At 38.4% G+C, this 25,226-nt stretch carries 20 protein-coding genes and 1 pseudogene; 2 read left to right on the top strand and 19 right to left on the bottom strand.

Annotated features, from left to right (window positions below; all coding sequences use genetic code 11):
- Window positions 1-15: 15 nt before the first annotated feature.
- The 18 genes and pseudogenes from BDI_RS14655 to BDI_RS14580 all read right to left on the bottom strand — a co-directional run bounded on the left by BDI_RS14655 (window position 16) and on the right by BDI_RS14580 (window position 20,455).
- Window positions 16-1,160 (bottom strand): annotated as a pseudogene (locus tag BDI_RS14655) (6-bladed beta-propeller).
- A 1-nt stretch (window position 1,161) separates the two neighbouring features.
- Window positions 1,162-2,355 (bottom strand): 6-bladed beta-propeller, encoded by a 1,194-nt coding sequence (locus BDI_RS14650; RefSeq protein WP_011967064.1) that lies wholly within the window; start codon window positions 2,353-2,355, stop codon window positions 1,162-1,164.
- Window positions 2,356-2,589: 234 nt separating this feature from the next.
- Window positions 2,590-2,901 (bottom strand): glycosyltransferase, encoded by a 312-nt coding sequence (locus BDI_RS14645; protein WP_008778897.1) that lies wholly within the window; start codon window positions 2,899-2,901, stop codon window positions 2,590-2,592.
- On the bottom strand, window positions 2,898-3,050 hold the full coding sequence (locus BDI_RS20425; RefSeq protein WP_226768339.1) for a glycosyltransferase: 153 nt from the start codon (window positions 3,048-3,050) through the stop codon (window positions 2,898-2,900). The genes BDI_RS14645 and BDI_RS20425 overlap by 4 nt, the downstream gene beginning before the upstream one ends.
- Window positions 3,051-3,105: 55 nt before the next feature.
- On the bottom strand, window positions 3,106-4,275 hold the full coding sequence (locus BDI_RS14640) for a 6-bladed beta-propeller (RefSeq protein WP_008778896.1): 1,170 nt from the start codon (window positions 4,273-4,275) through the stop codon (window positions 3,106-3,108).
- A gap of 128 nt (window positions 4,276-4,403) precedes the next feature.
- Window positions 4,404-5,783: a glycosyltransferase gene (locus BDI_RS14635; protein ID WP_005860519.1), complete on the bottom strand. Its 1,380-nt coding sequence runs from the start codon at window positions 5,781-5,783 to the stop codon at window positions 4,404-4,406.
- A 22-nt stretch (window positions 5,784-5,805) separates the two neighbouring features.
- Complete coding sequence (locus BDI_RS14630; RefSeq protein ID WP_005860521.1) at window positions 5,806-7,053, bottom strand: TIGR04157 family glycosyltransferase; 1,248 nt, start codon at window positions 7,051-7,053, stop codon at window positions 5,806-5,808.
- 38 nt (window positions 7,054-7,091) lie between these two features.
- Window positions 7,092-7,751, bottom strand: a complete 660-nt coding sequence (locus BDI_RS14625) for a lanthionine synthetase LanC family protein (RefSeq protein ID WP_005860523.1) — start codon at window positions 7,749-7,751, stop codon at window positions 7,092-7,094.
- An 18-nt stretch (window positions 7,752-7,769) separates the two neighbouring features.
- Window positions 7,770-8,945, bottom strand: a complete 1,176-nt coding sequence (locus tag BDI_RS14620; protein WP_005860525.1) for a 6-bladed beta-propeller — start codon at window positions 8,943-8,945, stop codon at window positions 7,770-7,772.
- 19 nt (window positions 8,946-8,964) lie between these two features.
- Entirely contained in the window at window positions 8,965-10,134 is a 1,170-nt protein-coding gene (locus BDI_RS14615; RefSeq protein WP_008778895.1) for a TIGR04150 pseudo-rSAM protein, read from the bottom strand.
- Entirely contained in the window at window positions 10,134-11,570 is a 1,437-nt protein-coding gene (locus BDI_RS14610; RefSeq protein ID WP_005860531.1) for a radical SAM peptide maturase, read from the bottom strand. Before BDI_RS14610 ends, BDI_RS14615 begins: the two co-directional genes overlap by 1 nt.
- 139 nt (window positions 11,571-11,709) lie before the next feature.
- Window positions 11,710-11,877, bottom strand: coding sequence for a TIGR04149 family rSAM-modified RiPP (locus BDI_RS20420; RefSeq protein ID WP_005860533.1), 168 nt, complete (start codon window positions 11,875-11,877; stop codon window positions 11,710-11,712).
- A gap of 123 nt (window positions 11,878-12,000) precedes the next feature.
- On the bottom strand, window positions 12,001-12,954 hold the full coding sequence (locus BDI_RS14605) for a helix-turn-helix transcriptional regulator (protein ID WP_005860535.1): 954 nt from the start codon (window positions 12,952-12,954) through the stop codon (window positions 12,001-12,003).
- A gap of 29 nt (window positions 12,955-12,983) precedes the next feature.
- A complete protein-coding gene (locus BDI_RS14600) occupies window positions 12,984-14,618 on the bottom strand; it encodes a glycosyltransferase family 32 protein (protein WP_005860537.1) in 1,635 nt (544 codons plus the stop codon).
- Window positions 14,619-14,817: 199 nt separating this feature from the next.
- Window positions 14,818-15,183, bottom strand: a complete 366-nt coding sequence (locus tag BDI_RS14595) for a DUF3244 domain-containing protein (protein WP_005860539.1) — start codon at window positions 15,181-15,183, stop codon at window positions 14,818-14,820.
- Between the two features lie 117 nt (window positions 15,184-15,300).
- On the bottom strand, window positions 15,301-17,067 hold the full coding sequence (locus tag BDI_RS14590) for a tetratricopeptide repeat protein (RefSeq protein ID WP_005860541.1): 1,767 nt from the start codon (window positions 17,065-17,067) through the stop codon (window positions 15,301-15,303).
- Window positions 17,068-17,427: 360 nt separating this feature from the next.
- The gene (locus tag BDI_RS14585; RefSeq protein WP_011967063.1) at window positions 17,428-18,996 is read right to left on the bottom strand and encodes an ATP-binding protein; all 1,569 of its coding nucleotides are present in this window, start codon (window positions 18,994-18,996) and stop codon (window positions 17,428-17,430) included.
- A 283-nt stretch (window positions 18,997-19,279) separates the two neighbouring features.
- Window positions 19,280-20,455, bottom strand: a complete 1,176-nt coding sequence (locus tag BDI_RS14580; RefSeq protein WP_009016496.1) for a 6-bladed beta-propeller — start codon at window positions 20,453-20,455, stop codon at window positions 19,280-19,282.
- A gap of 129 nt (window positions 20,456-20,584) precedes the next feature.
- On the opposite strand from BDI_RS14580, the gene ruvB reads away from it, so the two are divergent.
- Both ruvB and BDI_RS14570 read left to right on the top strand, forming a co-directional pair.
- On the top strand, window positions 20,585-21,610 hold the full coding sequence (gene ruvB / locus BDI_RS14575) for a Holliday junction branch migration DNA helicase RuvB (RefSeq protein WP_011967062.1): 1,026 nt from the start codon (window positions 20,585-20,587) through the stop codon (window positions 21,608-21,610).
- 10 nt (window positions 21,611-21,620) lie between these two features.
- Window positions 21,621-23,117, top strand: a complete 1,497-nt coding sequence (locus tag BDI_RS14570; RefSeq protein ID WP_008778664.1) for a lipopolysaccharide biosynthesis protein — start codon at window positions 21,621-21,623, stop codon at window positions 23,115-23,117.
- Here BDI_RS14570 and BDI_RS14565 read toward each other — a convergent pair.
- The gene (locus BDI_RS14565; protein ID WP_011967061.1) at window positions 23,114-25,201 is read right to left on the bottom strand and encodes a sensor histidine kinase; all 2,088 of its coding nucleotides are present in this window, start codon (window positions 25,199-25,201) and stop codon (window positions 23,114-23,116) included. The genes BDI_RS14570 and BDI_RS14565 overlap by 4 nt on opposite strands.
- Between the last annotated feature and the right edge of the window lie 25 nt (window positions 25,202-25,226).

Genomic DNA, 25,226 nt, shown 5'->3' with positions numbered 1-25,226 from the left:
GACATGATTTAGTTCTTATTTCTTATACTTGATCAGCATTATGACGGGATTGGAATCCTCATTCAATTTCGTCGCGATTTCGTTTAGCCTACCTTTGAGCTTCCCTTCTTTATAAGCCTCAATCAGTTCAGGCGCATCAAAGGGATACCAGTTCGCGATATCTTGATTAATAGATGAAATCCAATAGATCGGTCTTTGATATAAAAAATCAGTATTATATATTTGATATTTGAATATAGAATCTTCCTGTTTGTCGTATACCAACCTACTCACCGGTATTTTTCTCGTTTTAATATCGAGTTTTTTTCTACGGTTCTCATAAAATAATAACGGCTTGTCACCTCCTCTACAAAAAGAAATATTTCTGTATCCATGGAATATATAGAGGGTGTCCTCACGATAAAAGGTTTAATATGACCATTTGGCGAATAGGAATATAGGGTATCGGATGAGAGATTCATAAGTATCCAATTATCGGAAGTGGCGGTTGTAGCAAAAAAAGTAGGAATTACTTTTTGATCATTATCTCCGAATATAACCAGTGTTTTCTGTTCTTTAGAAGGAATTGTAATTTTCTGGATAATACTTCCGTCATACTTTGAGATAATCAAATGATAAGGCTGTTGGTCTGCCACCATTCCATAGCCTTTGTTATCATAAGTGATCAGATTATCCTTGTCATAATTAAAAACCTTAAGGTAGTCACTTTCGGGGTCTAGGAAATTAAAGCTTCTTTTAAAGTCCCCGTCTAAATCATATACTGATATTTTCCCTGTATGTGTAACAAATAGCTCATTGTTTTCCTCATCTAGTGTAATTCCTGCAATCCCCGGATATTCCTCGACACCTTGTCCTAAACGGTTTATTTTCCGTATAGCTTTTCCCGTTTTCCGGTCAAAAATGAATATGTTCCCGTCGTTTGTGTTGTTTTTTACTATTATAAATTTTTCGTCGACATCCATGACATTACCATGTGTGATAAATTCGTCAGTCGTTTCCAGCGCAATATATTCCACATCCATAATATCCTGAAGGATTAGCTCCTTTTCTGGGTAATCTTTGCTAACATTGATCGTGACAAGCTCGTCTGTCGATTGCTTATCTTTTCCACATCCCGCTAAGGCAAAGAGGAGGACTACTGAAATTAAATTTACTTTCATGCTAGTATTTATTTTTCTTATGTTTTATCAGCATAATCACCGGATTAGACTCTTCATCCAATGTAGTTGCGATCTCTTTCAGTTTGCCTTTCAATCGTCCTTTCCCGTAAGCCTCGGCAAGTTCGTGGGCTTGCAATGACTGTCCGATTACGAATTCCGGATCTAAAGGTCTCGACGTCATATCCACTTCTCTTTTGCTGGTATAATCACCATTGTATATTTTAGGTATGAATAAAGAATTTTCCAGTCTATCGTACATCAATCCGGAAATTGGAAACCCTCTCCCTGTTTCAAAATTAAATTCCGCTTTCAACAGGCTCATGAAATAATAACGGTCGGTAAAAACGGTTGGTATAAGAAATACTTCAGGAGGATCCATGGAGTGTATGGAGGGGGTTCTTACGATAAGGGGGATTGTCGTATTAGCATCCGGCAAATAGTGGTATATGGTATCGGATGATGTCTCCATAAGTACCCAATTGGTATGATCTGGAACTATTTGATACATGGCGGTTGGTACTGGAGCGGCCCAGTTCTCCCAGTTTTCCCCATCTCTTGCGACCGGGCTTTTAACTTCATCAAAAGGAATTGATATTTTCCGGGTGATACTTCCATCCTGCTTGGAAAAGATTAAATAATATGGAGGTATGGCGTTTGACGGGTTTTCCAGACTATTATCTGGTACATAAGAGATCAAATTATCCCGGTCGTAATTAAATGTATTTATATGAGATTCCGTACCTTCGGCTTTGAAACTCCTTTTAAAATTTCCGTATAGATCATATACAGAGATTTTACTTCCGGTATAGGCTATAACAAATATTTCCTTGTTTGCCTCATCCAGAACAACCTCCGTAATACCTACATATTCCTCGCCACCTTGCCCTTTCCTGTTTATCTTCTTCAAGGCTTTGCCGGTTTTTCTGTCAAAAACAAACAAATTCCCGTCGTTGGCCCAGTTGGTTATTAATATAACTTCTGCACCAATGGCCATTACTTTGCCTTGGGTAACAAACTCATCATTTGTTTCCAACGGGATGTATTCCACATCCATGAAATCCTGTAGTGTCAATTCCTTTTCAGGATAATTCTTTGTAACATCAACTGTGATGAGTTCATTTGTTGATTGTTTATCTTTTCCACATCCCGCTAACGCAAAGAGAAGGATCGCTGAAATTGTGATTATCCATTTCATTATTCTTACGATTTAAGGTTAAACACTTAGGGCGATACATTCGCTCAATCATGCCTAATTACAAAAATAGGTTATTTTTTCTCGATATCTCTTCTTTTTGCTCAAAACTTATAGCGGTGAATGGAATTCTATCCGTTATTTACATAATTTAGGCAAAGGCTTAGCAATGGATGTTGTTTCCTCTCGCTATCTTGCTATCTTGTGGGTCACTTATCAAAAGGTCGAATAGTTCGTTTATTTCCGGGTCGTTGATTCCCAGATCATCCTTTTCGGACTCCAGATGCCAGCTGACCCATGTTTGTCCTTCCAACTTATCCAGTCTTCGCTATCTAAAAAAGCGATATACTCACCTTGGGCAATCTCCAAACCTGGGTTACGGGCAGCGGACGCTCCCTCGTTCTCTTGATGAATCACCTTGATACGATCCTCTTTCTTAGCGTATTCGTCAGCGATCTTTCTGGATAAGTCGGTCGAGCCATCATCCACCAAGACAATCTCCAAGTGCAGATCGCCTTGGTACATCAAGGAATCTATGCATGTGGTCAAATATTTTTTGCTTCTTGGAAGGCCCTTGTATAATCACCGTTACCGGCTATCAGCAAACGACTATTAGGATGAGCTTCTAAGACCATATGGAACGCTTTGATCAAAGAACTCACACCCTTTATTTCGTCAATCCGATCGGCAAAAAAAATAATTGTTTCTCAATTTTTGTATTATAAGAGACAGCCTCCATTGGATTCATAACCATTAGGGATTGGTTTGTTTTTTGTGTTTTATTAACATGATTACCGGATTGGATTCTTCATCTAAACTTGCGGCAATTTCTTTTAATCGTCCCTTCAACTTCCCTTTTTCATAATCCTCAATGAGCTGGGAAGCCTCGATACTTTGCCAAGATGCGATTTTATCGTCTACAGGAAGTGATTTCATATTCACCGCTCTTTTCTCAGAATAATCGTTGTTATATACAATATATTCAAAAATAGCCTTTTCTTGTTTGTCATATAATAAGTCTGTAGTGGGAAATCCCTCATGTGTCTCGAAGTTATATTCTTTTTTAACCGTTTCCATAAAATAATAGCGGTTAGTAAGAATCCCTAGGAAGAGGAATACTTCCGGATTCATGGATTGTACGGATGGGGTCCTTGCTATAATCGGTATCATTTTATGGTCTGATTGGTACTTATATACTGTATCGGATGATTGTTCTACAAGTACCCAACAATCAAAATAGGGAATTATAGGATTATAGTTATCAGGGATCACGTTGTAATATATATCCTTTGCTTTATCAGAATAGTTTACAGCCATTGATATTTTTTCTTTAAATGGAATCTGGATTTGTTTGGTTGTTCCATCCTGTTTAGATATAATAGTAAAAGCAGGCTTGTCTGTTACCCAATAATTATTAGTTATTAAACTTGTTTGGTTGAAATTGTATAAATGAAAGAAATAGAGTTCATCACCTCGTTTAAGGCTTCTTTTAAAATTCCCATCTAAATCATATACTGATATTTTCCTTGAAAAATGATCGAGTACAAATATTTCATTTTGTTTTTCATCAAGCACAATTCTTTGGATGAACGTATATTCTTCTCCACCTTGCCCTTCTCTATTTATTTTTTTTAATCCTTTTCCCGTTTTTCTGTCATAGATAAAGATATCTCCATCTCTGATTCGGTTTCTGGCAAGAATAATATCCTTTCCGATTGCTAGGACAAGACCTTGGCAAATAAAATCGTCCTTTGTTTCCAAAGGAATATATTCGACATCCATAAAATCTTGAAGAATTAGTTCTTTTTTAGGGTAACTTACCGTAACATCAACAGTGATAAGCTCATTTGTCGATTGCTTATCTTTTCCACATCCCGCTAACGCAAAGAGGAGGATCGCTGGTATTGTGATTATCCATTTCATTATTCTTCCGATTTAAGGTTAAACACTTGGAGCGATACGTTCGCTCAATCATGCCTAGTTACAAAACTAGGTTATTTTTTCTCGTGATCTCTTCTTTTTGCTCAAAACTTATAGCGGTGAATGGAATTCTATCCATTATTTACATAATTTCGGCACAGTCTTAGCAATGGATGTTGTTCACCCTCGCTATCTTGTGGGTCACTTATCAAAAGGTCGAATAGTTCGCTTATTTCCGGATCGTTGATTCCCGGATCATCCTTTTCGGACTCCAGATGCCAGCTGACCCATGTTTGTCCTTCCAGCTTATCCTGATCATTCTCTAGCTCATAATGCAATGTGGGAAGGTGGAAAACGACTATAGTCGCCTGTTGGAAATATTTCCTGTCGGTGGTTATCACCCAATCAACGGGTACATCCTCTATTTTCAACTGTAGATCTTCCCCATTTATCGTGTTGAATACGAGCATCACTTTTTTACCAGCCTTTATTTGGCAATCTACGCCTGCTACCCAATCAGACACACGCCAATCCGTATATTCTTTCAGCCCGGCTTCTGCCTTGTAGTAATAATTTCTGCATCTTTGTATAGATTCCGGAATCATTTGCCCGCAATCCCTCCAAAATCGATCCAGATAATGTTTGTGTACTATGTATGAGGAATCTTTTATGTTGGGAAGTAGTGTGAATGCCTTAGAATAAAGCCTGAGGATGTTTACATACCACCAGCTTCTCAAGTCAACGCTCGTCTTAGAGGAAACAAATTGATCAGAGAATTTAATCAATCCCTCAGTAACTTGAAATAATGATTTCAGCCTTCGGGCTAGGCTTGTCGTATGCATGACCGATTCTTCGTTCTGGCGGTAATAATAAAACTCAATGTTGGTGATAACCATCCTCTCCGCTTGGCAAAGGACGATGGGACACCATAACTCATCCTCATGCATGATGCCTTCCTCAAAACGAGCCTGTATTTTATGCAGATATTTCCTATTGTATATGTATTTGAAGGGCATGGGCAAATAGAAACAAGTTTTGACTAATTCTATGAAACTTTCTTTACCGGAAAGCAATTCTTTTATAGATCCGTTGGAAATACATTTAAAAGGTTTATCCATACTTCCGTCTTGATGACATAGCCACATATTTCCCATCACGACATCGGCATGATGTTTCACCGCCTCATCATATAAAAGAGATAATGATTCATCTTTAATCCAGTCATCACTATCTAAAAAAGCGATGTACTCTTCCGTGGCAATATCCAAACCAACGTTGCGGGCTGCGGATGCTCCCCCGTTCTCTTGATGAATCACTTTGATACGCTCCTCTTTTTTAGCGTATTCATCAGCAATTTCCCCTGACAAATCAGTCGAGCCATCATTAACCAATATAATCTCCATACGAAGGCCACCTTGGTTCTTCAACGAGTCGATACAAACCGTCAAATATTTCTCCACGTTATATATCGGGATAATGATCGATATGTCGATTTGATTGAGCGTATCCATATAGTATCAGGTTCGTTGATTATTATTTACATTCTTGGAATAAGGATTTATAAAATGCGATCATGTTTTTCCCGAATACTTCCGAGGAATATTTCTCCAAATACCGTTTGCGACCGTTCTTCCCGAGTCGTTTCGCTTCTTTCGGGTTCTGTAATAGGTAGACGATCTTCTGCGCTAACAGGGAGGTGTCGATCTCTACACTATCAGGAGATACTATTAATGGTACTTTCAATCCGCAAGATTCGTCTACGACCTCGTTCAACCCGGATGTGGCGGTTGCGACGATGGGTAATTCATGCATCATCATTTCGACAGGTACATAACCAAAAGGCTCGAATAGGGAAGGTACGACACCGACATCAGCTAAACGGTATAACTCAAAAAGCGAGGTTTGATCAACGAAACCAGTGAAAGTTATTTTGGAGAAGATAGGATTGGCTTCGGAGAAAGAATTTTGATAATCGCCATCACCAACTATCCATAAACGGCAATTGGGGCTTTCTTGTAAAATTAATTGAAAGGCTCGAATCAAGAAATGAGTTCCCTTGATCTCTTCTAACCGTCCGACAAAAATAATCATTTGTTCTTCTGGGTACAAGTGCCATTTTTTTCGTAATCTCTTCTGGTCAACTTCTTCTTTTATCTTGTCGCTCATTCCGTTTGGAATAATTATTATACGATTTATATCTACTCCATAATCGTGATACAATAATTCTTGCATATAGTTTGACAGGCTGATCACTTGATCCATTCTTTCATAACATGTCCTTTCCTCCTCGAATGATTTTTGGATTAAATCTTCCAATTCATTTGTTTCTTTTTTTCGTAAGATAATTCGAAGTTTTTCTAAGTTATCATGAATAACTGAACTCCATTCAGAAAAATGAGTGACAGTAATCACTTTGCAATCAAATGCAATTTTTAGTTCTAATGCAAGTGATTTATCTCTGTATGAATTTAAATGAAAAACTAGATTTTTTTGGTCTTGAATATAATTTCTGAGTAGATAGACAATATTCCGAGAGTAAACTTTTCGTTGTTCTTGATCTAGAAGATTCCATTCTTTTGAGATCGGCTCTGGGAAATACCAGTATGAAACATCTTTCACTTCTTTTTTTTCGATTTGAAGTTGGTCACATAATATGTGAACTACATGGATGTGGATACTATTACTTTTACTTCGCAAGGCGGTAATCAATTCACGAATATAGGTACCTACTCCGTATAAGCCACCTCGACTTTTGTTCGAGAAAATATATAGATTAATCATTTTTATGGTATGTTGATAGAATATACTTACAACTTATATTATAAAAGCTGTTGCCACGAAGTCTCAATTGCTCCAAGGGCAGTCAATCTATACATGCCCTCACCTGCATAACCACCAGATAACCCCATATTCTCCAATGTTAAACTAGGTTTAAGCTTCGGAAATATTCTGTTCGACTCTAATTCTCTAGTGTGTGCACGCAAAAAAAGATATATGTCTTGTTGTTCATTTGCTGATAGATCATTTCTATTATTTTTGATACTCTCTGTGATAAAAGATAAACATTCGTTGCTCATTTGGCTTTTGGCACGATGAAGCCAATACCATCCATATCCAATCAATCCTTCATCACGACTGTAATTAGGGAAAGGGTCGTGAATGACGGCTCGGTACATCCGCTTATCGAAATCCTCAAATAAATCTTCCTCAATCTCAATAAGATTATTGTAGGATAAATAGTTGATCCCTACCCCAATACCAGCTATGCCTTTCTCATAATCTGGACGATAATTTACATGGAGCTGTTCTTGGATTGCCATGATCAAATCCCATGCATATTCTTCGAATAATGTTTTTCCTGTATAACGAGCATAATGGAAGAAGAAAATAGCTATTCCTAACTTGCCATGTAGTAATCCTGGGCATTTTGTTAATGTCCCATTTAAAAGAAGCCAATCTGCAATTTTTGTTAGTTCCATAATAATTACTCTAGGCAGTTACTTCTTTTGTTTATATTTTGCAATCATAAGAACTGGATTGGATTCCTCATCTAAGCTGGCTGCAATCTCTTTTAATTTGCCTTTTAAATTCCCATTTTTATAGGCATCAACTAGATCAGGTGCTTCTAATGTTTTAACAAAGGCTATTTCTTTATTTATAAAGGCTATTCCTCCATAACCCAAACTTACAAATTCTTTATGCACATAATCAGCATTATAAAGAGAGTATTCATAGATAATATTTTCTTTCATATCATACATTAAATCTGTTCTTGGAAGTCCTACCCGACTTGAAAAATCATATACTTTTTTTACTGTCTGCATAAAATAGTAGCGATCAGTAAGAACTGATGGATATAGAAATATCTCGGTTCCCATTGATTGTATGGAAGGAGTTCTTGCTATAAAAGGGACAACTCTTTTATCAGTAAAAACCCGATATATCGTATCTGATGAGTGATCCATTAAAATCCATGAATCATGAAATGGAACAAATTCTTCATTTCGAGGTCTTGCAGATTTAGTCTGTTCCTTATTAATAATTAAACTGGTTTTTTTCTTGTCATATGGAATATGAATTTCTTTGATAAGTCTTCCGTCCTGTTTTGAGATAATATAAAATATGTTTTTGATTTCATCGGTAAATAAATTGTCTCCATCATTACAGATTAAATAGTCACTTCCTAAATTGAAAACCCGATCATAGGATGCCCCTTCTATATTTTTAAAACTTCGTTTAAAATTACCTTGTAGATCATATATATATACTTTTTTAGATCGATTATCAACTACAAATAATTCTTCATGTTCTTCATCTAGGGTAACTCGCAAAAGAAAGCTATATTCTTCGGAACCAGAACCTTGCCTATTTATTTTTCTAATACCTTTCCCTTTTCGGTCAAAAATGAATATATCACCATCTGAAGATAATTTCAGATTTCTGACAATAATCATATCCTTACTGATATCTTGCATATACCCCATAGTCGTAAACGTACGACTGGTGTCTAGCGGGATATAATCTATATCAAATATATCTTGGAGAGCAAATTCTTTTTGAGGGTAATCTTTTGTGACATCTATTGTGAGCAAATCTTTACTTTGTTGCATATTTACACAGCCTCCACTCAAAATAGAAAGGAGGACAGATAATGCTATAATTTTATTTTTCATTACTTTTTATATTTTAGAATTAAAGATTCTCACAATTTGGATTATGAATATTTACATGACAAAGGTTAGTTTGCCCAATCATTATTTCATAATCAGAAGGAGACGGACATAGCCATTGATAAATACATGCATTGCAAGGCTCTTGATTGCGTACTCGCAGCCAAGATTTTCCTTCTTCTATTTCTTTCTGTATTAACTCAAAAATACTATGAGTACATATGTTGCCTAATGCTGGATAATTTATATTCGAATGCACATCTCCATTTGGCATTATGTTGATTTTCCCAAAGTCATTATTATTTATCATTTGTTTGATAAAAAAGTCTTTAATGGACATTGATGTAGATAATATATCGCTCTTTTTTAGAAAAACATTTTCTTTGAAAAAATCGATATTATACCCTGTGTATATTGGATTAAATTGATATTTGTCAATTTGATATTCTTCGATAATTTCCCAAGCTTTTAGATAATCATCTAAAGATGCTATATCAAAAATAAGTTCAAATAGATTATTCTGATCTTTTAACGATTGTGTAGTTATGATTAATTGTTTTATATCTATAGGAAAATGAATATGTATTTTGTATAAAAAAATATTTTTGCATACTGATGCTGGAATTGCAAAATTAATATAATTGCATATTATTTTTTTTGACGAATTATATTGATTCAAAAAATCAACAAGCTTGTCAAATTTAGCAATGTGTTTTAAATCCCCACTGATGCTATATGTTATATTATCTGGCATTGACTGCAAATAATCAATTAGCTTATCTTGATCTAAGATATGATCAAGATGAATGATTATTTCGTTTAAAAAATGCAATAAGTTGGCATTTTTTATAAAATTATACTTTTCGTTACGTTTATTGCAGAAATTAGTATGTGGTAATATTTGTATAGGTTTCCCTTTAGATAAAGATATATCTATAATATCTCCCATGTATTTTTCTCTTAAATTTGTAATAAAAGAATGTATATCATTTTGTCTATATTGCTCATTTTTCAATATGGTAACACCGCAATTTTCATCTTGAAGTAATTCTTCTAATAGATTAATTACTTTTTCATTATTAGAGATTATGGTTTCTTTGTCTAATGTGTTATACAATAACATATAGCCATTTGCAATGTTTATATGCACATAAGGCTCAATCATAAACCAATAGTCACTTGTTCTTTCCATTACTCTGTTATTAAATGATTAATTATTTGAAAGAATTCACTAGGACATTTTTCCAAATATGAAAAAATGCGATTTAGTTTATCTTCAAATGTTTTTTGATTCTGAAAGTCTGGACAAACAAATTCCTCTACACCTAGTTGATCCAGATTATCCAAACTTAATAAGCAAGTGGAGCAAGCTCTTCCTCCGTAGCAATATTGACAAACTTTTTTGCAGTGTACATAATAAGAATTGTACCTTTGTACAATTTCAGGAATGTTAATAAATACATGATCATTTACTTTGCCTAAAAAGTTTTTGTAGCTAACTTTTTCACAAGGTAACAAGTTATTGTGCGTGTTTAAGAATATTCTTGTTTGAAAGGGCAAACAAGTTCCCGTTGGGAAGGAATCTATCAAATCATACAATAAGTAGAGTGTGTTTGAAAGATACAAATTGAGAGAATAATGTTTCAAAAACTTTTTTGATTCATTAAATGGGATCAATCGATTACTTACTATGGGTAATACGTCAGATCCTTCCTTTTGGAATTCCTTCTCGCTTATTTTTCTGGAATGAAAAATATCATCAAAAATATTTTTTTTATTAAGATTTATATGATCTGAGCTTAATTGTGATATTCTTGGAATTTTACCATATCTATTATAAATGAACTCGTAAATTCCTTTTATGGAATTGCGATTATTTAGTACTGCATTAAAATTCACATATTTATCGAAATAACTAGGATGTTTTAGTTTTATCATATCGGTATTCATTAAAACATCATGAAATGAATTTTTGTTGTTGCTTGCATAGGTACGATAACTATGAGCTTTTTCGTTTCCATCAAAACTGATTAATAACTCTATATTATTTTCAACTATAAAGTCGATATATTTGTGTATTAAGGTGGCATTTGTTGTCATATTGAACATTAAGTCCAATTTTTTGTTTTTGTTTAAAAGTTTCGCTTCTTCTATTATTTGTTGTATAGCAGGAAAATTGACAAGTGGTTCTCCCCCAAAAAAGCTAATTGTTAATTTGGTCTTTTTATGTTTTACATTGAAAATGTATCTTAGGAAATTTAAAGCGTATTTTATATTTATATTTTTGGATTCTTTTTTTGAGAAGTTGTATAAATCACCTAGTGAACAATATTTGCATTTTAAATTACAATAATCTGTTATTTCAAATACAATAACTTTCGTTTGAGTGATATTTTCCTTTATGCTATTTTCGCTAATATTAGCTTTAAATTCAAAAGGTTTTGCTTCTCCAAAAAAACCATGATTTACAAGATAAGAGTATTTTTTCAAATAATAAGCATCTATATTTATATCTGTCGACTTTTCATGAATTTTTTTTAATTCGGGATGTATTAACATAGATAGTATGCGTTGGGTATCATACAAATAGAAGTTGTTATTTTCAGTGGAATGTATTATTGATTTCATTATAGTAGATTAATTAAACAAAAAGTTCATTCTATGCATTACATTCAAAAAATATTCAAGGTCGGTAAAGACCTTGAATATGACAACTTGGAGTCTTTGTAATAAGATAATACTAGTCGTAGATGTTGATAGCAGTAGATTATGAATACTTATCAACAGTTGCATTCGATATGCTGGTATTTGGAGAGCAGCCATCAGGACAATCAGATCCACCTTTTAGGATTCTCATTTCACGTTTCTCCAACTCATTCTCACTAAGCTTATTCAGCTTTAATTTTCCAAGGATTTGCTTTTTGTCTTTTTCCATAACTATTCGTTATTAGATTGTTAATAATTTGTTCTTTACAGAAGTAATATTACAAATGTATAGTATTTAATGCGCAAAAACAATAGTCTATTTGGGCTTTTTTTGTTTTTTTTGCGCAGAAATTCACCTTCTTAGTAGTTTCTTTATGATCCAACTGCGAATTGTACTTTCTGCGATATCGACCATGGAAGCAATTGAGCGGATGCTTTTACCTTTATCTAATAATATTTGTATTTCACACATCAACTTTTTATTGATTTTTTTGGGGGAGCTATGTATTGTTTCATTTGGAAAATCGATCTTTTTTTCTTTGTATGGGTGTAGGAGGTTACAATGGTTTGCTCTTTCGATGGCTTCTTGTATAGAATGAACATTCAATTTAACGAATAGGGCCTTGATTTGATTTTGTATCGTATGTTTACTACGACATAAGGTTTCTGAAATCTCATTTGAATTTAGTCCTTGCCGGGAAAGATTTAATAAAATTCGTTCCCGCTCGTTTAGGAGACTCATTGTATGTGTGCTCCAAGAACCGACTGCAGGTTCATATTTTTCATAAGTTAGCGAGTTTTTGTAATGTAAGTAGAAGCCGTTTTTTTTATATGCTACACTTTCTACAGAACAGATTAAATAGCTTATTTTTTCATTCTTCCAAACAGGAATCATTCTTTGGTAGAGCACTTGTGATAGTGGATCTTTAGTATAAGAGTTCTTACGAATCAAGCGGACTGTACATGAAATATGATCTATCTCATTTCGCTTTTCATGTAATGCTTGTAGGTGTTGAGGGATAATTTCTAAAAAGTTGTTCCATAAAGATAGATCTTCAGGATGGATAATCAGAGGAAATAAATCAAAGTTAAGTTTCATAGCTTCCTTTACAGAATAACCACATAGTAATAAATCATCCGGTTTGATATAGATGAAACGTTTTTTTGATATATCTAGTACGTAAAAACTACCAGTAATAACCGCAGAAAACATTCTACAATATTGAATCAGAAGAGGTTCTTGTTCTTCTGAAATTTCAATTATATTATTTATATATTGGTAGATCGACTCTTCAATGGGGTTCATAACAACATCTATTTATCAGTTATTTTCTATTAGTTTAGCCAGCTGCCGAAAAAGTAATGTATGGCAAATGACTTCTCTATCTTACTCTCTACATTCTTGGTTGTTTCATTGTTTATGATTGTTTTTATATCTGTATAGGTTAGAGGTGCTATTAGTTCTGCTGGAATTAATGTCACACGCTTTTGATAATTGCTGTTTTTGTATACTTGAGTGGTCATGCAGGGGCCTGTTGTATTAAGAATCAACTCGCAAAGATCAGAGTACATGTTGCTATTTTTCTCAGTACAAAATACAGTATCGATCAGCTCTTTGAAATAAGGATGCTCCGGAACTGTCGCCATAAAAGCATTTCCAACAATGTAAGGCACATGGATACGGAAAGCGTGAGCTTCCGGTTCCAATCCCATGGCACATTCTGTATTACATAATATAGGAGTGATATTTTCCGTACATTCATAATCCATGTCTACATATAGACCACCAAACTTATAAAGTATTAAATACCGGATTGCGTCCCAACGTTGTACATTATGTGGAAAAGCATTATAGGCCGGAATAAATTCCGGATAATAGGTTTTCAAAAATGTCTCTATATCATTTTTATTCCAAAACCGATACTCCCAATCGGGATTTAGCTCTTTCCATGATTGGGAAATCTCGACTAAAGAAGGAGGTGGTCCCGCTAAATCCTCATAGATCTGATGAATGATCTGTGGAATTTTAGGATGTATATGATTATTTCGGATTGCGGTGACAAAGTGCTCTTTTAAGTAAAAGTATTCTTTAGGCATATACAGTTCCTCGAAAGATGTATTATATTCTTTGGTTTGTGAATATAAATCGGCTTCTATGTCCGGACAGATGAAAGATGGATGAACAATATGGTCGATTTCCTCGTTTTTGATGTTTGTAAAAGGATGATTCTTTATGGCATGGGGCGTTTTGTCATTATATGCGATCTTTGTTATTAAATTTTTGTTTGGAATGATCGATAATCTATTATTGATAAGGTTTGTGTAAGCATATTTGGCCTCCCAAAAACCTTCATTGTCATGATTCGCCATATTGAAGAGTCTGTTCCAACGATATTGGAATGGAGCGTGAGAGGGTAAATTTGATAAGTAATCTAATTGTTTAAAAAGGTCGTACTTGTTTTCGTGAAGGCAGTGCTCTTGCCAAACTCTTCTCCAACCAGCCCATCCGGATACGTGGGTTAGGTTTGAATAATAGAAAGTACCGTCTCCCCTGTTTTTCCCGAATTGGTAATTGCTTCCGGATATGTGTCCGATGCGTTCATCGTGTCTGAACTTTTCCAGCAATGTCGTACAAAAACCAAAGAATGAAATGGAAGGTACACAATCATCTTCTAGAATGACTCCTTCTGGCTCTTGCTCGAAGAACCAAGAAATCGAATCAAAACAGTGTTTGTCGTATCCTTGATTTTTTTCCTGATATAGTTTAAATACTTGGCATTCCCAGTCAATGTGGGAAACAATGAACGTTGTTTCCTTACTTATTTTACGCTGTGTGTCATTAGTTGATCCATCTACTGCGATATATAGTCTTCTCGGTTTCACCACTTTGATGCGATCAAATACTTGCTTTATATTTGATCGATTAAAAGCTATAAGGAGAATCGCTATTTTGGGGTCGTAGATTATCATAATATGTATTAGTTCTTGATTAATGACAAACTTAGTATTTTTGTTAGGTTACGCTTAGAATTCCTAATAACATAGTTCAATGCAAGCATTCAGGAAAAACGTATCATTGGGGGCACTGTACAGTGATTATCACAATAGTGATGGATCAACTATATAATACTGTTTAATCCTGAAGCTTGCATATGATAAAGAATAATACCTAATTATTTTGTATGATGAATTCTCCCATAAGCCAACCTAACTGATGCTCTAACTTTACGTAAAATCGTCCTGTACTCTCATTGTTTAAAATGATAGTTATACATTCTCCTGTTTCACCAGAGATGTTGTCTTCCATTATTACAGTACCTTGTTCGTCGGTTATAGTGATGGTTAGGTTTTCAAGCGCATTCATAAAATCCACACTCAAAATGTTCCCTTGTATGGATAATGAAGGTGGAAGAGGATTAATTGAGCGATAATATTTATCCCCCCATTTCCCTCGTGTCTCAACCGGATCTCCATAGACCAACTGCACAGAAAGAAGAGCTATAAGCCCTAATAAAATAGCAAATCTTTTTCTCATGGTATTAAATTTTCTTGTAGGCAAATGTAAGACTTTAAGGATGAACTTGTTTTTATAAAACTGCACATTTTGTAATAAAAATTTGTGCAGTTTTGTAAAAAAATAAATGTGAAAGTGTTATATATCAAGTATATATCTATCAAACTCCTTAGCCGGAACATCTTTGTTGAATGCTTTTTTATATAATCGCTTTCGTAGCATCGTAATATTTGTATCGCTACAACATAACAATCGAGCAATAACTGTTGGCTTTACTTGTATCTTTAGTAGATAACATAAACGTTTCTCTGAGATGGTTGATCCGGGTAATGTTTTACTTAATGTAGAAGCAAGCGTAGGATAAATGAGATCGATTTTATCGAGAAGAGCTTGCCAGTCTTCCGGGGCCGGTGTCCAATTTTTCTTATCATGGAATTGTGCATATAATGATGAATTTTTAAAAGCTATCTCTTCCGCACGGTTTTCTTGAATATGCTTTTTATGTTTGAGTGATTGTATCTCATTCTCCAAGTGCGTGCGCATAGTATTCAAACTCTCTATTTTCAAGTTTTGATCTTGTAAATGTTCTTTCAAAGAATGTAAAGTTTGCTCATTCAAGGCTATTTGTTCTTCATAGTCGTGAATCTGGTTTTCATAGATGGACAATCGTTCTTTGTTTTGGATATCTTTTTCTTGTTGTCGAAGAATTAGCTGACTTTTTTCTTGTTTGTGTTTAAAATAAGCATAAGTTGATAGCGAAATTACTAAAAAACAGACTATCATAACGATTATGATCCTCAAATTAGATACCGCATTCTTGGCTTGTTCTTTTGTTAGTTTTAGTTCTGTCTCTTGATGATCATAAAGTGCTTGATATTTCCGGATAGATTCCATTTCTCCTTGTGCATGAAGAGAATCATGCATACTTGTATATTTCTGATCTAACAGGACGTATTGCTTCCAGTCATTTTGCTTATAGGCTATTTTTTTGAGGGTGGCATATGCGGAAATACGTGTGTCTAGCCTTGTCGTTTGTTCTTTGCAAATATTCAAATAGAATAAAGCGGAATCTAATTTATTTACTTGATTGTAATAGTCTCCTAATGTCGCATGAAAGGAAAAATCGATATTGTCAGAAAAATTATTCGCTTGCATTCTATCCAAAAATGATTTCATTTTCATTAAATACTGATTCGCTAGCGAATAATCTTTCTTTTCTATATATAAATTTCCTAACTCCGAATAAATAGACCATTCATCGAAAGATCGTATTAGGGCAATTGCGTCTAAGTAGCAAGCGATTGCGCTATCAGGAAGTGCTAGCATTTGATAAACACGGCCTAGATCACGTGAAGCGTAAGCTTGACCGATAGAATCGTTAATCGCACGAAAATTTGAGACAGCTTTTTTCTGGAAAGATAACGCTTTTTCGTAGACATCTTGAAAAGTGTAGAGTATTCCAATATAGTTATTTACTCTTCCCAGTAAAGCGTGATCTTTTATCGATTCTTCATCCCGTAAGGCTTTTAGATAACACTCTTGGGCCTTTAGTGGATGGTTCTGATCTTGGCTGATTCTTCCCCTATAATACCAAGCTTTCGCTTTTCGTTCCAGATCGTCTGTTTCCTCATAATAATCCGTTGCGATCGTGATCAGCGAGTCGGTTTCATGCTTAACAAAAGTTTTGTCTTGCGCTTCCGTCAGCAATAAATAATAATGTGCCTTATCTTTTCGGGATAGGTTTTCTTTGTTCTCTATTTGCTCAAGGAGCATTAAGGCGCTATCCGGATGTTGGGGCATAAGGTTCTCTATTTTTCGGAAGTCTATGGTTTGATGGCCCATTCCGTCGCAAGAGATCCATATAATAGGTATTAGAATTAACAGGAAAACAATGTTTTTCTTCATCTGCGTATTATTTGTTGGCGATAAAGATAATACAAAAAGGCGAGGATATTCCGGCTGGAAAGTCCGACTTTTTTGAACGGTTTTTATTTATGTTGTAAATGCATTGAATAACAGATTGTTACGCTAGGTGTAAACTGTCTGTTTATGGCTTGTCAAATGAATAACTTACGGTTTGTCAAGTGAATAACTTACGAGTAGGGGTAGCCGTAAGCTTACGAGTTGGGAAATGATTAGTTATTCACTTGAGGAGCCTTTTGGGGGAGAAATATACTTCGATGCCACTTGAAGTATATCTTCTCCGGGCATAGGATATATACTGTATCGGCAAAGTAAGTATATCTGGATAAAAACATGACTTTTTCACCCAACCAGCCACTTCTCGATATTGCGGGTCTCGGAAGAGAAGTTCACGCCGATCTTGAAGACTTCCCGGTCGTCTCCGGCGAAGGGTAGGGCGTAGCCTTTCTCCTCGATCTGCCGCAGGGCCTCCTTGGCGGTTCCGTTGAGCTTGAACTCCATGATATATACATAGCGATCGGTTTGCAAGACGAGGTCTATACGCCCGTTCGAGGTATGGTACTCCACTTGCGTGTACAGGCCGACCAGCTTGAAGACGATGAAGAGGACGTTCCGGTAATGCAGCTCCGTGTCTCGTTCCGGCTTTTGCCCGGCGATCACCTCGTAGGGTGTGTCGGCGAAGAAGCTTTGGAGGCGGTGGAAGAAGGCGTCGTAATTGCCAGACCGTATCTCCCGAACGAACTGTCCGATCTCGAAGGGGGTCTTAGAGGCTTGTATGCTCGTATAGAAAGGAAGTAGGTATTTGACGAAACCTTCTTCCACCTCCTTGTTCGGGAAACCCAGTCGATAAATGCCAAACTCAGGATCATAGCCCTTGATGGTAAGATACCCGCTTTGGTAGATGACGGGTATGGGATTGTTCGAGGCGGAGTCGATGCTGTTGAGCACGTCGGCGTCGGTTTCCGTGTTGGCCATCTCGTAGAGGTCGTAATGGGTGTGCTTGAGCAGCTCCACGAGGTAGGAGGGTGTTCCGGTCTCGAACCAGTAGTCTCCGAATTCCATCTTAGCGAAGGTATTCAATAGGCTGAATGGATTGTATATACCCTCGGACTTGGCGGTGAAATGGTATCCGTCATAGCGTTGCTTGAGTTTTAGGCAGGTTTCCTCGTAGGTCGTCATTTGGGTATCAGCCAGTTCCTTCACTTCGTCTTCCAGATAGGCATGTATCTCTTTCTCTGTGATGCCGCATATCTCGACGTACCGATTATCCATCGACAGGTCCATGAGGTTGTTGAGGTCGCTGAACACGCTTATCTTGCCGAACTTGGTCACACCTGTGAGCAGGGCGAAACGGATGGCCCTATCCATGGTCTTCAATACGCCGTAGAAGGGTTTGAGCATGTTCCGGAGCCGGTTTTGCATCTCCTCGTCGTGCAAGTTCTGTAGCAAGGGCTTGTCGTACTCGTCTATCAGGATCACGGCCCTTTGTCCGGTTTTGCGGTAGGCCCGGTCGATGATTCCGGCGAAACGGAGGGGCAGGGTCACTTCCGAGGGACGTGTCCCATATTCGTCTTCGTACCGGGACAGGATGTCGTTTAATATCTTGTATAAGCTATCCGGAGAGTCGTATTGGGAGATATTCAGGTCAAAATGGAGGATCGGGTATTCTTTCCAGTCCTTTTCCAGTTTCTCCATGGCCAGTCCTTCGAACAACTCCTTTTTCCCTTGGAAGTAGGCCTCCAGCGTGGACAGCAACAGGCTTTTCCCGAAGCGCCGGGGGCGGCTGAGGAAGTAATACTGTCCGGTAGTAACCAATTGATAGACCAAGGCTGTCTTGTCAATATAGAGATAGCCGTCCTTGCGAATTTTCTCGAAGTTCTGTATGCCGATGGGATAAATTGTCTGGTTCATATCGTCCTATATTTTATGCGACTTATAAGCAAAGTTACATAAAATATAGGAGAGGAACCGTATCTTTAGAAGTAAATTTTCAACAATAATATCTTACTATGAAGTCGATTTGTAATTCGCTGATAATAAGATAGATAAATATGCTTGTCGGATTTCCGTAAAAACACGTACATGTTTTCACGGATTCACGTACGTGTTTTTGGGAATTCACGTACGTGTTTTCCGAAAAACATGTACGAATAAAAAACAAGTCTGGAAAAATAGACAATAAGTAAGAAGTTTTTTACTCCTTATACTTAGCCACCATAATCACGGGGTTGGATTCCTCATTCAATCCCGCTGCGATCTCATTCAATCGGCCTTTCAGCTTACCTTTCTCGTAGGCTTCCACCAACTCATTGGCTTCTAGTTTCTTTATGAAAGCGATCCCATCGTTATTGATGATCTTTAGTATTCCGTGTTCGTACCACATATTAACGGGTGTCTGATCTACGAAATCGTTATTATATACGACACACTCAAAGATAGCGTCCTCTTGTTTATCATATACCAAGTCGGTTCTGGGGAATCCGGTTTCTTTCTCAAAATCCCATTGTTTCTTTGTTGTTTGCATGAAATAATACCGGTCGGTAAGAATACTTGGATAAAGAAATACTTCCGGGGCCATAGAGCGGATAGGTGGAGTCCTTACGATAAAGGGTTTGATAGAGTGATCTTGCGAATAACTATAAATCGTATCTGTAGATGGCTCTACTAAAACCCAACTTCCATTTTGGGAAATTAATTCGGTATTACGAGGTCCCGCGGCCCAACCTCCTTTCGATAAAAACGGTGATATCTTATGCTCATAAGGGAGTTCGATTTCCTTGACAATGCTCCCGTCTTGTTTGGACAGGAGCCAAAATGCGCTTTTTCTCAGATTTATATAATTGCCAATCTCATCGTAGCAGATTAAGTTGTCTTGATCGAAATTGTATGTCTTCCCGCTATTGAAATTAAAATCTTTATCGTACTTTAAAGTTCGCTTAAAGTTTCCGGACAGGTCGTATACGATAAACTGGCTCGAGTAGTAGTTGTTGATAAACAGCTCACCTTTCTCCTCATCGAGGGCAATAGACCCGATATTCGTGTATTCTTGGCTACCTTGGCCGCTGCGGTTGATTTTTCTCTGGCCTTTTCCGGTCCGGTCGAAGATAAATATATCTCCGTCTTGTCCGTTCTTGTTTCTAAGGATTATGAGATTTTTGCCGATGGCTTGCATGCTGGCTGAGGTTATGAATTCCTCATTCGTTTCTAATGGGATGTATTCCACATCCAAAAAGTCTTGAAGAATCAGTTCCTTCTTCGGATAATTTGCCGTGATATCCACGGTTAAAAAGTCGTTAGCCGGTTGCTTGCCACTTTCGCATCCCGTTATCAGGAACAGGATCATCGCAGAGATTGTGAGTATAAGTTTCATGGTAGTATGTTTTTAAAGGTGTTCTTTTAGCAAACATATGCTTTTCTCACTGTCAGAAAAATATTTTATACATCTTATTTTCGTGAATGTGTTGTTTAACATTATCTTTGCAAGTCAATGAACGTGAATATGGAAGATGATTTTGATATAAGGGATGCCCGGATGCCGGAAAACGAGCGAGAGTACGAGAACGTGCTTCGGCCGCTTTCGCTCCGTGACTTCAGCGGGCAGGCGAAGGTGGTGGAGAACCTGAAGGTGTTCGTCATGGCTGCCCGCATGCGTAAGGAGGCGCTGGATCATGTGCTTTTGCATGGGCCTCCCGGGTTGGGAAAGACGACGTTGTCGAATATTATAGCGAACGAGTTGGGGGTTGGTTTCAAGGTCACGTCGGGGCCGGTGCTGGATAAGCCGGGAGATCTGGCCGGGGTATTGACCTCGCTGGAGAAGAACGACGTGCTTTTTATCGATGAGATTCACCGGTTGAGCCCGATCGTGGAGGAATACCTGTATTCCGCTATGGAGGATTACCGGATCGATATCGTGATCGATAAAGGACCAAGCGCTCGCTCGATACAGATCGATTTGGCTCCGTTTACATTGATTGGCGCTACGACCCGTAGCGGCTTGCTGACTAGTCCGCTGCGTGCCCGTTTCGGTATCAATATGCACTTGGAGTATTATGATATGGAGACGCTGACGAAGATCGTGCTCCGTAGTGCTAATATTTTGAATGTAAAATGTGAGTTGAACGCCGCTAGGGAGATCGCTTCCCGTAGCCGGGGTACGCCTCGTATCGCCAACGCTTTATTGCGCCGTGTGCGTGATTTCGCTCAAGTGAAGGGGAACGGAGATATCGATAAGGCGATCGCTTGCTTCTCTTTGGAGGCGTTGAATATAGATCGGTATGGCTTGGATCAGATCGATAATAAGTTGCTGACGACGATCATTGATAAATTCAAGGGAGGCCCGGTCGGATTAACGACGATCGCCACGGCTTTGGGCGAGGACCCCGGAACGCTAGAAGAAGTGTACGAGCCTTTCTTGATCAAAGAGGGCTTTATCAAACGCACGCCCCGTGGCCGTGAGGTCACCGATTTAGCTTATACCCATCTGGGACGTAGCCGGGTGGGGGAACAAGGTTTTTTATTTGATTAGACAGATAGATATGGCAGGAGGAATGAAGCGGCTCGCTAAAGAGACAGCCGTTTATGGATTGAGTAGTATAGTGGGGCGTTTCCTGAATTGGATGTTGGTACCGATGTACACACGTGTGTTGGCCGGAACAGGGGATTATGGGATCGTGACGAATTTATATGGTTGGACAGCCCTGTTGCTGGTCTTGCTTACTTATGGCATGGAGACGGGGTTCTTCCGTTTCATCAATAAGAAAGAGGAGCAAGAGCCGATGCGGGTGTATGCTTCCGTGCTGTATTGCTTGCTGGGAAGTTCGGCGCTGTTTAGCGTAGCGGTTTTCGCCTTATTGCCATCTATTAGCGCCGGCTTGGGATATGGCGACCATCCGGAGTATATCGGGATGATGGCGGGTATCGTGGCGGTAGACGCTTTTTGTTGCATTCCGTTCGCTTATCTTCGGTATAAGGGGAAAGCATGGCGTTTCGCCGGGATTAAGTTGCTGAGTATTTTCTTGAATATTATCTTGAATATATTCTTCTTGATCACTTGTCCGTGGTTGCATACGCACTATCCGGAGGCGATAAGCTGGTTCTATCGTCCGGATTATGGGGTAGGCTATGTATTCGTGGCGAACGTGTTTACGACACTGATAACCTTATTGCTTTTGATCCCGGATATCTTGCCGGGCATACGGGCGAAAGTAGACGGAACGGTATTGAAACAAATCTTGCGTTATTCCTTCCCGATCCTTATTCTAGGTATTGCCGGTATCTTTAACCAGACGGCAGATAAGATCCTGTTTCCATTCTTGTTTGATGATAAGGAGTATGCGAATGAGCAATTGGGTATATACGGCGCATGCTTCAAGATCGCCGTGGTGATGGTGATGTTCACGCAGGCTTTCCGGTATGCCTATGAGCCGTTTATTTTCGCTAAAAACAAGAGCGATGATAATAAGAAAGCCTACTCGGAAGCGATGAAATATTTCATCATATTCGCCTTGTTTATCTTCCTCGGGGTAATGTTCTATATCGATATCTTGAAGTACTTTGTCGGGCCGGCCTATTATCCCGGATTACGGGTGGTGCCGATCGTGATGTTGGGCGAGTTGTTCTTCGGTATTTATTTCAACCTCTCCTTATGGTATAAGCTGATCGACCAGACACGATGGGGCGCCTATTTCTCCACGATCGGATGTGTGGCCACGGTCTCTATCATCTTGCTGTTCGGTCCCTCGTACGGTTATATGGCTTGTGCGTGGGCATCGTTCTTTTGTAATTTATTGATGATGCTTTTATCCTATTTTGTAGGACAAAAGAAATTCCCGATCGAGTACGACTTGAAATCCGCGTTTCTTTATTTCGGAGTGGCGACGGTGTTATACGTGGCAGGCATGGCACTCCCGATACAGTCTGAATGGCTCCGGTTGGGATACCGTACAATCTTATTAGGCGTATTCATCGCGTTTATGGTTAAAAGGGATTTACCTTTACGAGAACTCCCGTACGTAGGACGTTTCTTTCGTTAATCGGTAGGTTCGGAGGGCTTGGACGGCGTGGCGATTGGCATCGTGATAACGAAGCGTGAGCCTTTCGTATAAGACGGATCTGTCTTTATCTTACCGTTTAGCCGGTTAACGATCAAGCGACATAGGTAAAGCCCCAGGCCAGAGCCGGGAATGAAATCATTGGTCTTCGTGAAACGCTCGAATATCCATTCCTGCTTGTCTTGAGGGATGCCGCAACCCGTATCTGTTACCGACAGGGTCACTAAATTGGCTCCGCTATCCAGATGGTATGAAAGCGTGATGCTTCCTTTCTCCGTGAATTTATTCGCGTTTGCCAGCAGATGCGAGATGATCAAACTGAAATAAGCACGGTTGGTCAAGACCATATCATTCTCCTTATCGCCTTCCACCACATAGTTGATCTCCGGCTTCTCTTGATATTTCTTTACCTGTTGCATCTCATGTATACAAAGCTCATGGATACGTGTGGGAACAAGAGGAAGGGAATCATTGCCGCTATCGAGCTGGGCGATCTCAAGGAGATTGTTCAGCATGGAAGTCAAATGGTAACAGTTTTCATAGATAATACGGCTGAAAGCCTGTTTCTCGTCCATGGAGATATCGTCGTTGGTGATGAGTTCCGAGAAACCGTTGATCGCGTTTAAGGGAGTCCGTATCTCATGCGACATATTCCGGATGAAGGCGGTCTTCATCTCCTCGCTCTCTTGTGCTTTCTGGTTCGCTATCAAGACCAGCTCGTTAGACTTCTGCAATGCCCGATAGAGGGATCTCATTTTGCCTAGCCGGAAAAAGATATAGAACACGGCGCATAAGGCTAGAAGCAATAGGGATATATATAGGTAATTCTCCTTCTTGCTTTTCTGCAATTCCAATTCCAATGATCTCTTTTCGATCACCAACTCGTTCGCCCCTTTCTCGATCTCGAGATTTTCCATTTTCTTCCGGAGTTCTTGCATACGCAAGGTATCTAGCAATACCGCATACTCTTTGGATGTCTCATAGGCCTCCTTGTACATCCGGAGGCTGTCGTAGGCGGCGGCTTTTGCGGATACATAGGCGATTACATGCTCCTTGTAAAGCGGTATTTGTTTGGAGAAATTGATCAAGGAGTCGCTGAACTCAATGAATTTCATGTAGTCCTTGATGTTTAGGTAATAATTGGCGGAAGTATAGTATAGCTCGTATTCCGGGGTGGTGCTAGCCGCCTCCGGATAAGCCTTCAATAACTTTTGGAACTCATGGAAATAAGAAGTGGCCAAATCCTTCCCGATAGCCTCGGCGCTGATGGCGAGGTTGGAGTAGGCGCTTAGCAAGTGGCGCTTGTTAGTCGCGTAAGGACGTTTGCTCATCTCCGGGATATTGGAGTATCCTAAGATCGTATTGAGATAGCGGGTTGCGTATTTCCCTCTCTCCCAAGGGTCGGCAGCGTAGGCGCATAGCATGAAATAGGTGTTAGGCAAGAAATTGTATGCGTATCGTAGGGGCAGTTTTTCAGCCTCGGTCAAGACGTTGTCGAAATATTCTTTCCCTTGCTTGAAGTCCTCCTTAAGCATGTTCTCCTCCATGACGCTGTTGCTGACAGCCATACCAAGTACATAATTGCAGGCTATTTTCTCATAGGGAGACAATTTGTCGGGTTCCTCCAGCTTGAATAGGCAATTCATGAGGACTTTCCTTCTTGGTTCACCGGATGTGTAGAATATGACGCGCGTATCTTGGATCATTTTCATGAACGATACGAGGCTGGTTCTGGCTTCTCCTTTTAGCTCCTGCTCGGCTTTGGCGATATAGACATTTGCGCTATCGGTTTGGTCCGTGTTGATATAATGCCGGAGAATCTCGGTCAATGCCGCTTCCTTATAGTAATTGTCATTCGCTTTTAAGGCTTCCTGATAGAGTTGTTTAGCGTTTACTAATATGTCATCGTTTCGTGAGATATCCATCAAGTTGGCGAGGATTTCCAGCCTTGTGCGCTCGGAGGTCGTTTTTTGCAAGGCGCTTTTAAGCGAGTCTGGTGTAGTCGTTTGAGATGAAACGACAAAGGACATAAATAATAAGCATAAATGTATTAGATATCGTTTCATACAAATAGAATCTCTTGTTGTGTTT

The sequence above is a fragment of the Parabacteroides distasonis ATCC 8503 genome, from assembly GCF_000012845.1.
Lineage (GTDB): Bacteria > Bacteroidota > Bacteroidia > Bacteroidales > Tannerellaceae > Parabacteroides > Parabacteroides distasonis.
This window is presented reverse-complemented; position numbering and strand designations above follow the sequence as displayed.

Coding starts and splice junctions, on each gene's coding strand:
- BDI_RS14650 (WP_011967064.1), bottom strand. CDS start 2,355: ATGAAATGGATAATCACAATTTCAGCGATCCTTCTCTTTGCGTTAGCG.
- BDI_RS14640 (WP_008778896.1), bottom strand. CDS start 4,275: ATGAAATGGATAATCACAATACCAGCGATCCTCCTCTTTGCGTTAGCG.
- BDI_RS14635 (WP_005860519.1), bottom strand. CDS start 5,783: ATGGATACGCTCAATCAAATCGACATATCGATCATTATCCCGATATAT.
- BDI_RS14630 (WP_005860521.1), bottom strand. CDS start 7,053: ATGATTAATCTATATATTTTCTCGAACAAAAGTCGAGGTGGCTTATAC.
- BDI_RS14625 (WP_005860523.1), bottom strand. CDS start 7,751: ATGGAACTAACAAAAATTGCAGATTGGCTTCTTTTAAATGGGACATTA.
- BDI_RS14620 (WP_005860525.1), bottom strand. CDS start 8,945: ATGAAAAATAAAATTATAGCATTATCTGTCCTCCTTTCTATTTTGAGT.
- BDI_RS14615 (WP_008778895.1), bottom strand. CDS start 10,134: ATGGAAAGAACAAGTGACTATTGGTTTATGATTGAGCCTTATGTGCAT.
- BDI_RS14610 (WP_005860531.1), bottom strand. CDS start 11,570: ATGAAATCAATAATACATTCCACTGAAAATAACAACTTCTATTTGTAT.
- BDI_RS20420 (WP_005860533.1), bottom strand. CDS start 11,877: ATGGAAAAAGACAAAAAGCAAATCCTTGGAAAATTAAAGCTGAATAAG.
- BDI_RS14605 (WP_005860535.1), bottom strand. CDS start 12,954: ATGAACCCCATTGAAGAGTCGATCTACCAATATATAAATAATATAATT.
- BDI_RS14600 (WP_005860537.1), bottom strand. CDS start 14,618: ATGATAATCTACGACCCCAAAATAGCGATTCTCCTTATAGCTTTTAAT.
- BDI_RS14595 (WP_005860539.1), bottom strand. CDS start 15,183: ATGAGAAAAAGATTTGCTATTTTATTAGGGCTTATAGCTCTTCTTTCT.
- BDI_RS14590 (WP_005860541.1), bottom strand. CDS start 17,067: ATGAAGAAAAACATTGTTTTCCTGTTAATTCTAATACCTATTATATGG.
- BDI_RS14585 (WP_011967063.1), bottom strand. CDS start 18,996: ATGAACCAGACAATTTATCCCATCGGCATACAGAACTTCGAGAAAATT.
- BDI_RS14580 (WP_009016496.1), bottom strand. CDS start 20,455: ATGAAACTTATACTCACAATCTCTGCGATGATCCTGTTCCTGATAACG.
- ruvB (WP_011967062.1), top strand. CDS start 20,585: ATGGAAGATGATTTTGATATAAGGGATGCCCGGATGCCGGAAAACGAG.
- BDI_RS14570 (WP_008778664.1), top strand. CDS start 21,621: ATGGCAGGAGGAATGAAGCGGCTCGCTAAAGAGACAGCCGTTTATGGA.
- BDI_RS14565 (WP_011967061.1), bottom strand. CDS start 25,201: ATGAAACGATATCTAATACATTTATGCTTATTATTTATGTCCTTTGTC.